Below are 7,442 nucleotides of genomic sequence, written 5' to 3' on the forward strand. Positions count from 1 at the left end.
TCAGCCCCTTGGGATCCTTGCATTTGAGGGACCTGAAGCTTCGCGTCTGTCTCGAAGAACAGCAAGCTCATCGGCCGCTTCATCAATGCCCTGAGAGGCGGCTCGCTCGAGCCAGATCCGGCCGGCAACTGGCTCGTACTCACCTGCAACACCTTGGGAAAGGTAGCGGCCCAGCATGAGTTGGGCGTGTCCATGCCCTCGCTCAGCGGCGGCTGCGAACCATTTCTGCGCCGCCTTCCGATCCGGAGTAAGCCCCTGCCCGCTCTCGTATAGAGCCCCGATTGCAAACATCGCGCCAACATGGCCGGTGGCGGCAGCCTGCTTGAATAGATGCGCCGCGGCGCGCGCCGAGCGCTCTCCTCCACGCCCATTGTAGAGCATTTCGGCCAAAGCCACCTGCGCGTCCACCATGCCAGCATTGGCCGCTCGGTCAAACCAAAGCCTGGCCTGCATCTGGTCAGCTGGCACACCGCGTCCATTCTGAAGCATGCGCGCATACATATACTGCGCCTGCGCCATGCCTTCGGCTGCGCGCCTCATCCACTTCGCCGCCAGTTCCTGGTTCTTGCTCACTCCGACCCCTTCGGCAAAACAAAGCCCGAGATTGAAGGCCGCGACTGCGTCTCCTGACGAAGCAGTCGCTTCGAACCACTCCGCGACATCGACACCATCAGTAGGGTCGCCGGCGCCTTCCAGGATAAGGTTCGCAAGGTCGACCTGGGATTCTCGATTGCCACCATTAGCGGCGCCGCGCAGCCAGCGCGTTCCTTCCTCGGCGTCCTGAGCTACACCGTTCCCGGAAAGATACAGCGATGCCAAGGCACGAGCGGCTACTGGATGACCTGCCTCCGCAGCGCGCCGGTACCACGTCGCGGCTTCCGCATAATCCGGTTGAGGGCGCTTCACATACCGTTCGCCTATACGATAGGCGGCGTCGAGGTTTCCGGCCACTGCGGCGCGACGCATCCACGCCTCGCCTGCTGCGGGGTCCTGACGTGACAAGCTGCCCTCGATGAGAGAAAGCCCCAGCCTGAATTGGGCCGAAGCGAGGCCCTTTTCCGCAGCCAGCTGATAAAGCTCAGCAGCCGCCTCGCGATCGACGGGCACCCCCATTCCGTGCTCGGTGAGGACCGCAAGAAGGTAGATCGCTGTCGGCAGACCTGCATCGGCCGCACGCCGCATCGCTTCGGCAATCCTAGTCCTGTGCTCCGGTTGCTTGCGACGGGCAAGTGACAGGGCGAGGCCAAGGCATCCTTCCGGACAACCGGCCGCCGCGGACTTCTCGTACAAGCCATGAGCGGCATTGAGGTTGCGCATCGGCATTGGGCCCTTGCTTAGAATATAGCCGAGTATGGCCTGCCCTGTTGCGGAGCCAGCCTCGGCAGCTTTTTGGGCGAACGGAAGCGCTGCCTCGAAATCCGGCTTTCGTGAAGACGGCGACTTGAACAGGCTTTCTGAACTGCTGGTTCCTGTGTTGTCCTCGTGTTCGGCCAGCCCAGTGCTGTAAAGCGCGGCAAGGAGTGCCTGCGCATCGGGGTTACCATGGTCAGCAGCCCGCCGTAGCCAGCGCGTCCCTTCCAATCGGCTTGGCGGTACGCCCGACCCCTCAAGATAGCAGCGCGCGACGCGGCATTCCGCTTCTGGAACCCCGGCACGAGCAGCGGTGGCTATAAGCGGAAACGCTTCGGCAGCTTTGCCTTGTTCAGTAAGCTGAGCTGCCCTGCGCAGCGCCAGCGCCGGGTGGATACGTCCGGCCAACCGATCCATCAACGCCATTTATGGCTCCCGCATTGCTTCCTGACCGATCGGCAGCATCGTGCCGAGGATGTATCTGAGCACCGTGCGGCGGCCTACCTTCACATCAGCTGTGACCGGCATGCCGGGGCTGACCGCGAAGCCGGCGGGCACGCCATGAAGGGCGACGTCGTCGATGGAAATTCTCGTGCGGTAGAACTGGTCGGCATCCGAGGGCAGCATGGCCAACGAGCTATTCGGGTCACGCACCTGATCCCTGGCAGAGAAGGAATCCGGGCTGACTGAGCGTACCGTGCCGTGAGCCAGGCCGTATTGCGAATAGGGGAACGTATCGAATTTGATTGCTACGGGATCGCCGACGTGAACAAAGCCGCTGCTGCGGCCGATGATATTCGTCTCCACCTCAAGCACCGCGTCAGCCGGGACCAGGGTGATCAACCGCTCTCCGGACTGCAGAACCGAACCCACGGAAACTTTAGCCACAGATTGAACGGTAGCGTCGGCCTCGCTCCTGAGCTCGACCAACTGTTTGCGCAGCTTGGCCTTGTTGAGAAGCTCGCGGGCGTCGGATGTGCGCGAATTGGCCTCCGACAGGCTCTGCGAAACGTCTGCGCGCCAACTCTGGACAAAGCCGTCACGCTCGGCCGCAACCCCAGCCTGCTGGCGCTTAGCAGCCTCGGATGTCTGCTCGGCGTTGGTGAGAGCTCGCGACATTTCAGCTGTGTTGTCCTCGGCAAGGAGCGTATTGAGACGGCTTCCGACCTGTCTCACTTCGAGTTTTTTGCGCATTTGCTCGATCGACCCCGCGACGGCCAATCGCTGCCGATAGCCATCCGCATCGGACTGGGAGCGGGAGATGACCGAACTGAGTTGGTCACCCTGTCGATCGAAGCTCTCCAGCTTGGCGTCATAGACCGCCTTGCGACGATCGAAGATTGAGGCCTGCAGTGTCCAACTCGGATCCAGGCCGTCATAGGTGAATGAGTTTCCGTCGGCCTCGGCCTTCAGGCGAGCCACCTCGGCTTCGAGGGTCGTGACTTGGGCGGCCAATGCGGTGAGATCGGCCGAGGCAAAAGTGGCGTCGAGTCGGGCAAGCACCTGGCCGGCCTTGACCTGCTGTCCTTCGCGTACCTCGATAGAGCGGACGATGGCTGTCTCGAGCGGCTGGACGACGATGTTTGGCGACTGTGCCACCACCAGGCCCCTCGTCGTGACCACCTGGTCAACCGGTATCAGAGCTGCGAGCATTATCAGCGCGACGACCAGGCTAAATACGACCCAGACGATGCTACGAGCCACTCGCGGAACCGGCGCGTTTGCGACGGCTGTCGATGGCCATTGGAATTCGAGAATGACCGGCGCCGTCGGATCGCTGGCCTTTGCCCGACGACGGCGAGCAGCAATTGGCGCATAGGGGGTGACGCTCATGGCCGGCTCACATCAACGGAGGGCACAGCCGCCAATCGGCCACGCCGGCCTTCCAGGTGCCGGTTCTGCTGAAGCCAAAGCTGGCGGTAAACGCCACACCGCTCCAGTAGGACGGAATGCGGCGCGACATCGAGAACCTTGCCCTGATCCACCACGAGGATCTGATCGCACTCCGTCAGCGATGCCAGCCGGTGCGAGACGATGATCATCGTTCGGCCGCTGGCGATACGCAGGAGGTTGTCGCTCACCACCGCTTCACTCTCGGGATCGAGCGCGCTTGTCGCTTCGTCCAGTATCAGGATGGTCGGGTTGTGAATGAGCGCGCGGGCTATTGCCAACCGCTGCCGTTGCCCGCCCGACAGATTGGGTGAGCCTTCCTCAATGTAGGTATCATAGCCATTCGGCATGCGTTCGATGAACTCAGCCGCGCCGGCGAGGTGAGCAGCACGCATGGCATCCGAAAGCGTCAAGCCCTGACGTCCCGCGATGATGTTGTCCCTTATCGAACCGCGGAAAAGGAAATTATCCTGAAGGACAACACCTAGGCCCTGGCGGAGGTGGCGCAGGTGAATTTCCTTGAGGTCGATCCCGTCGAGCTTGAGGAACCCGCTGTAGTCGCGGTTGATGCCTTGCAGAAGACGCGCGATGGTCGATTTTCCGGACCCGCTGCGCCCGACGATGCCGAACATCGAGCCAGACGGAATGTCGAAGCTGACCCGGTCGAGCGCCGGCGTCTTGGTACCCATGTAAGTGAAGGTCAGGTCGCTAAACTTGATTTCGCCGACAAGTTTTGGCCTCAGGCCCGCGGAATTTGAACTGCTTTCTAATGGACGGTTGAGAACTGACGCCGCCTCACCGATGGCCGCGCCGACTTCTTCGTAGTCCTCTACCAGACGTGCCAGGCCGACAAGGGGCTGCGCGACGCGTTGGGCGATCATCATGAATGCAAACAGGCTGCCGACCATGTAGCCAGTGCTGTCGCTCATGGCCAGATACGCCCCCATCAGCATGGTGCCCAACACCATCGCGCGCTCAACTGGCGTTACGAGGGTTTGCGGCCAATTGGCGAGTTGCCCAAAAGCCAGGCGCGCCTTACCCGCGTCCGCCACCCGTTCGTCCCAAAGCGCCTTGCGTTGCGGCTCGAGACCAAGCGCCTTGACCGTCTTGATGCCGGCGACGGTCTCGCCGAGCGCCGCCGACTTCCAGGTCTCGGCATTCACCACGCGTTGGTAGCTGGCCCGCAGCGGCGCAAGGAAAGCAAGGATGATCAGCATGATCAAGACGGCGCAGCCGAGCACCATCCAGGCGAGTGTTGCGTTGATATAGAACATGACTGGGATGAGCACGCACAGCGTCATCAGATCCAGGAAGGTGCTGAGCAATTTGCCTGTGAGGAATTCGCGGATGCGGTAGACCTGTGCCAGATGGTACATTGTCTCGCCCGCTGGATGGCGCTCGAAATAGTCAAGCGGCAGGCGCAACAGCCGACCGAAGACGTGCAAGTTCAGCTTGGTGTCCAAGCGAGCGCCGACCACGTTGATGATCAGGCGGCGCGCGTGGCCGAGCAGGGTCTCGTAGGCGAAAACGACGACTATCACTGCACTCAGCAATGCCAGAGTCGAGATGCTGTTGAACTGCAGCACCTTGTTGACCACAGTCATGACGATAAGGGGCGGCAGAATTGTCAGGATGCTGAGTGTGAACGAAGCGATGCCGATGTCGCGCAGCGGCACAGCCTCGAGCCGCACAAGATCTACGAGCCAGCGGAAGGTGAACGGCGCGTCGGCGGCGACGAAGGATCGTTGAGGACGCAGCAGCACCGCCTCACCCGACCAGACCCGCGACAACCTCAGCTCGTCGATCGCGATCGCTTGGGCATCATCCGGCGCATCTACGCTCTTCAAGAAAATGAGATTGCGTTCGGCGCTAGCACCAGTAAGCAGGCCAGCGCGGCCATCGCTGAACAGCAGAACCACCGGTCCGGTTTGTTCGAAGCGCAGAAGATGCGACCAGCGGACGCGAACCGCGCGCGACCACATCCCGCCGTTCTGCGCCCATTGAGAGAGATCCGCAGCGGTCGGAGTGGTGCCTACGCTTGCGGCCCTGAATTCGTTGGGGTCCAGCTCGACACCGTGGTAACGTGCGACCTTGATCATAGCCCTTAGGCGCGGTGCGACCTGACCGAATTCGGCAGGCCCGCCTGGACTCCGTTGCGCTTTGCCCTCGCCCGGATGCTTGCCGGCCGCATTCGCTTGCGCGTCATGATGGTTCGGGCTCGGTTTGGGGCCTTGACTGAGTTGTACGCTCACAGTGCACTGCTCCCGCGAACCAGCCTCAAGAGTTCGAAGAGGCTCGCTACGTCTTGTCGCAATGGAAGTTGGCGAGACCGTTCGCATCTCCAACAGGCATACGAGATGAGACGATTGCCGGCGCTGGAAGCGCGCAGGCGCAGACCCCGCCTTCCAGCAGGGTCCGCGTCCACTGTTTTCAACCGCTTAGTCATGCGGCTTCAGAATATTGCTCAGTGTCTTTTTCAGTGTGTCGTCGGTTTGAGCATACCCCGAGCTCTGCTTGTCCGATGTCAGGTCCAAGGTCGAACCGAACGGCTTGTTCTGGGTCTGACCAAAGCCTGCGACAGAAGTGAGCAGGTTTAGGAGGTCCACAGCCACCGAAACAATGGCGAGGCTGATGAGCTGCCTGAACAAGTCCTGGCTGTCAGCGGAACTACTGGACTGTATGAACTGCTTGATATCCTTCAGCCCAAGCGTGTCGGTCGAGATATAGCCACCTTGACTGTTGGCCGACGAACCATGATCCCCGTTGCCATGCCCTCCATGACCATTGTCACGGCTGCCACGGCCATTGTCACCACGGTCATTGTCGTGACGGTCACCATTGCCATTGTGGCGATCGTGGTCGTGATTGCCATTGTGACCATGGTGATGGTGGTTGCCGTTGTGGTCATGATCATTGTCGCCATGACCGGTGGCACCAGTGGACCCGGTATGGCCCGTTGCTCCAGTGGAACCCGTTGCTCCGGTGTGCCCAGTTGCCCCGGTCGCACCAGTATGGCCGGTCGCACCTGTTGCCCCGGTGGCACCCGTTGCACCAGGATTCCCTGTCGCACCTGTTGCTCCAGTGTCACCCGTCGCGCCGGTATCACCCGTTGCTCCGGTGGCTCCGGTGTCGCCAGTTGCTCCAGTGTCGCCGGTGGCTCCGGTCGCTCCGGTGTCACCAGTTGCTCCGGTGTCGCCTGTAGCGCCAGTCGCTCCCGTTGCACCAGGGTCGCCAGCCGCACCCGTTGCTCCGGTAGCCCCGGTCGCACCTGTTGCCCCCGTGTCACCCGTCGCGCCAGTTGCTCCGGTGTCACCGGTCGCCCCAGTCGCTCCGGTGTCACCAGTTGCTCCGGTGTCGCCTGTAGCGCCCGTGGCTCCCGTTGCACCAGGGTCGCCAGTGGCACCCGTTGCTCCGGTCGCACCTGTTGCCCCCGTGTCACCCGTCGCGCCAGTCGCCCCGCTATCACCCGTCGCGCCAGTCCCCCCGGTATCACCCGTTGCTCCGGTGGCTCCGGTGTCGCCAGTTGCTCCAGTGTCACCCGTCGCGCCAGTTGCTCCGGTGTCGCCCGTCGCGCCAGTCGCTCCGGTGTCACCCGTCGCGCCAATATCGCCGGTCGCTCCGGTGTCACCCGTCGCTCCGGTAGCCCCGGTCGCACCAGTATCACCCATTGCGCCAGTTGCTCCGGTCGCACCAGTATCACCGGTTGCGCCCGTTGCTCCGGTGTCGCCCGTTGCGCCGGTGGTCCCAGTTGTGCCTGTGCTTCCGGTAGCACCGGTCGCTCCTGTCGAACCCGTGGCCCCTGTCGCACCCGAATGACCGGTTGCCCCAGTTGAACCCGTGGCTCCGGTCGCGCCAGTCGCCCCGGTAGAGCCAGTCGCGCCTGCAGCTCCAGTCGAACCCGTAGCGCCAGAATCCCCGGTTGCACCCGTGGCTCCGGTATCACCCGTTGCGCCAGTCGCACCGATGTCGCCTGTACCGCCGGTGGCACCCGTTGCACCCGAATCGCCGGTCGCACCCGTGGCTCCGGTATCGCCGGTCGCACCCGTGGCTCCGGTATCACCCGTTGTGCCAGTCGCACCGGTGTCCCCCGTAGCGCCGGTGGCACCTGTTGAGCCAGGATCCCCAGTCGCACCCGTGGCTCCGGTATCGCCGGTTGCACCCGTGGCTCCGGTATCGCCCGTTGCGCCAGTTGCTCCGTTGTC

4 protein-coding genes are annotated in these 7,442 nt (G+C 62.7%); all 4 read right to left on the bottom strand.

The window, feature by feature from the left end; all coding sequences use genetic code 11:
• A complete protein-coding gene (locus LB554_RS28180) occupies positions 1 to 1,776 on the bottom strand; it encodes a tetratricopeptide repeat protein (RefSeq protein ID WP_141906358.1) in 1,776 nt (591 codons plus the stop codon).
• Positions 1,777 to 3,183: an HlyD family type I secretion periplasmic adaptor subunit gene (locus LB554_RS28185; RefSeq protein ID WP_224588090.1), complete on the bottom strand. Its 1,407-nt coding sequence runs from the start codon at positions 3,181 to 3,183 to the stop codon at positions 1,777 to 1,779.
• Positions 3,180 to 5,492: a peptidase domain-containing ABC transporter gene (locus LB554_RS28190; protein ID WP_224588092.1), complete on the bottom strand. Its 2,313-nt coding sequence runs from the start codon at positions 5,490 to 5,492 to the stop codon at positions 3,180 to 3,182. The genes LB554_RS28185 and LB554_RS28190 overlap by 4 nt, the downstream gene beginning before the upstream one ends.
• A gap of 446 nt (positions 5,493 to 5,938) precedes the next feature.
• Positions 5,939 to 7,012 (bottom strand): hypothetical protein, encoded by a 1,074-nt coding sequence (locus tag LB554_RS28195; protein ID WP_224588094.1) that lies wholly within the window; start codon positions 7,010 to 7,012, stop codon positions 5,939 to 5,941.
• Between the last annotated feature and the right edge of the window lie 430 nt (positions 7,013 to 7,442).

Source organism: Mesorhizobium sp. CO1-1-11 (assembly GCF_020164995.1).
In the GTDB taxonomy this organism is placed as follows: domain Bacteria; phylum Pseudomonadota; class Alphaproteobacteria; order Rhizobiales; family Rhizobiaceae; genus Mesorhizobium; species Mesorhizobium australicum.

What these genes read in the sequence shown, in the direction of transcription:
- LB554_RS28180 (WP_141906358.1), bottom strand. Translation starts at nt 1,776, where the DNA reads ATGGCGTTGATGGATCGGTTGGCCGGACGTATCCACCCGGCGCTGGCG.
- LB554_RS28185 (WP_224588090.1), bottom strand. Translation starts at nt 3,183, where the DNA reads ATGAGCGTCACCCCCTATGCGCCAATTGCTGCTCGCCGTCGTCGGGCA.